General features: G+C 54.1%; 4 protein-coding genes. All 4 read right to left on the reverse strand.

Annotation, left to right across the window (positions count from 1 at the left end; translation table 11 throughout):
• Positions 1 to 451 (reverse strand): hypothetical protein (locus tag ACJROR_RS07970; RefSeq protein WP_406546660.1); only part of this gene is annotated, 451 nt, incomplete at its 3' end.
• Between the two features lie 67 nt (positions 452 to 518).
• A complete protein-coding gene (locus tag ACJROR_RS07975; protein ID WP_406546661.1) occupies positions 519 to 1133 on the reverse strand; it encodes a hypothetical protein in 615 nt (204 codons plus the stop codon).
• A 114-nt stretch (positions 1134 to 1247) separates the two neighbouring features.
• Positions 1248 to 1826, reverse strand: coding sequence for a hypothetical protein (locus ACJROR_RS07980; protein ID WP_406546662.1), 579 nt, complete (start codon positions 1824 to 1826; stop codon positions 1248 to 1250).
• 158 nt (positions 1827 to 1984) lie between these two features.
• The gene (locus ACJROR_RS07985; RefSeq protein WP_406040351.1) at positions 1985 to 2359 is read right to left on the reverse strand and encodes a hypothetical protein; all 375 of its coding nucleotides are present in this window, start codon (positions 2357 to 2359) and stop codon (positions 1985 to 1987) included.
• Between the last annotated feature and the right edge of the window lie 133 nt (positions 2360 to 2492).

A 2492-nucleotide genomic window follows, 5' to 3' on the forward strand; every position in this document is an offset into this window, starting at 1 on the left:
CCGAACGCCCCTCTGATCCGAAAATGCCAAACCCGGCAAGAAAAAACACCGCCGGCAGCGCAACCGCCCCCAGAAGATAATTCTTAAGAGATCTGTACATTGGTGATTTTATGAGAGCGGGCTCCTGAGCATCCTGCCGGAAGTAAACCCGGTGACAGTGATCACAGCGGACGAACACCGCCTTGGGAAACTTCTCGAAAAACGGGAATCCGATATGCCCGCCAGCGATTGGCTCATGACAGTACGGACAGGCGGGAGGGGAACTCTCTCCGACATCGGCATCATCGCCCATGCGATGAAATCCGGGATGACCATGCATTATGCCGGCCGCCGAAGAGTCCTCCCCTCCGCCGAAGCTTATCCGGCCTCGGAAATAAGGGAGCGCCTCTCTGAGTTCCTCCCGTGTAAACTCGCCGCCGTCTCCCGCATTATGGTTTGCATTATCAGACATCCTGTCTTCCCTCCCCAAAAAAAAACGCGCCTTCCCTAAGAAAACTGATCTCTCCGCACGCCTGATTTCAGGGGCCGGGCGCGGGCTCGTCATTGTTTTCGGCGGCCTCCCCGATCTTTTCAAGCTGTCTCAGGTAATAGTACGGAAGTTCAATGCCCCGATCCCGCAGGGCGGCCAGATAGACGGCGCTTTCCAGACGCTTCTGAGATTTGCGGATCTCCTCGGCGGTGGTGCCGGCATCACTGATATACAGGAACAGCATAGCCGCCAGAATCAGCAGGGCCAGCGCCACCAGAAACGCAGTTCCGCCCCACTCTGTTAATTTAAAAATGGCATATGCGCCCAGAAAATTACCCGCCAGGAGAATAATGAGCCCCGCAAAACATTTCTGAGAAGGCTGGCGCAGAGGGGATCTCATGAGTGCCGGTTCCTGACAGTCGGGCCGAAAATATACCCGGTGACAGTGATGACAGCGGACGAACACCGCCTTGGGAAACCTCCGGAAATGCAGGAATCCCATACGCAAATCATAAGGCGTCTCGTGACAGTACGGACAGGCGGGAGCGACATACAAAGCTCTGTCGTTACTTAACCGGCCGCTTAAATAAGGAAGCGCCTCGCTAAGCTCCTCCCGGGTAAATTCGCAGCCCTTTCCCGCGCTGCCGTTTGCGTTATCAGACATCCCGCAACCTCTCCCCAAAATCCCGCCGTTCCCCAAGAAAAAACTTCAGCCCCGATCCCGGAGGCCCCGGGAGTCCTGATCCGCCGCGCGCCGGATTTCAGCGGCGGGTACGGGCTAATGACTGCTTTCAGCTGACTCTCCGCCCTTTTCCAGCTGTCTCAGGTAATAGTACGGCAGTCTGACTCCCCGATCCCGCAGGGCGGCCAGATAAACATTGCTTTCGAGCCTTTTTTGGGATGCTCGGATCTCTTCTTCGGTGGCGCAATAGTCTCTGATAAAAATACCCATCCATAATGCCAGAAACAGCGCAATCCCCCCCGTAAAACATACTGCCGCGATGCTCACTGATCCGAAAAGCAAACATCCCCCCAGAAAAATTCCCAGCGGCAGAATAACCGCACCCCAAAGATAACTCTGCAAAGACCGGTGTATGGAGAAATTCATGAGAGCCGGCTCCTGGGCATCGGGCCGGAAATAAACCTGATGGCAATGGGGACAGCGGACAAACACGGCCCGGGGCAGCCTGCCCATGGCCGAGCCCCAGACGTCCAGGTCAGAATTCCCGTTTGAACAGAAGGGACAGACGGGAGCGCCGCTGAGGCTGGCATGCTCAAGGTACGGGAGAGCCAATTCCAGTTCCTCATGGGTAAATTCGCAGCCATTTCCCGCATTATGGTTTTGGTTATCAGACATCACCGCCTCCTCAAAAACACGCTGTGCCGCATGAAAAGAAAAAATCTTCTGCTCCAAAGAATAAAGGCCGCTCCTCCTTTTCGTCTTCAGAAAAAAGATCCGAAGCGGCCCTGCCACTGCCAAGGTTCAGGAGCTTTTAAAGCAGCCCCGTCTCTCTGTTATTCCTTCTTATCTCCGAAGGCATTATCGAGAGCGTCCTGGGTAGCCTTGAGGCCCTGATCCAGACTGTCCTTGACCTGCTTCTTGGCGCTGTCAATCTGATCCTTCACATAATTGTGGGCATAGCTGTTAAGTCCGTCAGCGTTCCGGCCGCAGATATCGCGATCAATGCCGGAGCTGAAGGTCAGCATTCCCTTTACCTTCAGGAACTTTTCCACATCGTCCGCATCCTGAGGATTCTGCTTCCGAATTTCTGCGATGACCTCCTTGAGAGTGGATTTGTAGGTATCCTCGGAGGCGCAGTCAACCTTGGGCTGACATCCGGAGAGCAGGAACAGAAACGCTGTTCCGGCAACCACTGTTAATAACTTCATTTTAATCTTCTTCTCCTGTGAATAAAAAAGAAGGAGAACCGCAAGTCCTCCCCCTTTCTCAAACCTTATCAAAAACCCTCAGGCTTTATTATGCCAAAGCGCTCTTTGCCTTCTCAACGAGCACAGCAAAGGT

Origin of the sequence: Succinimonas sp. (assembly GCF_045225735.1) — a bacterium.
In the GTDB taxonomy this organism is placed as follows: domain Bacteria; phylum Pseudomonadota; class Gammaproteobacteria; order Enterobacterales; family Succinivibrionaceae; genus Succinimonas.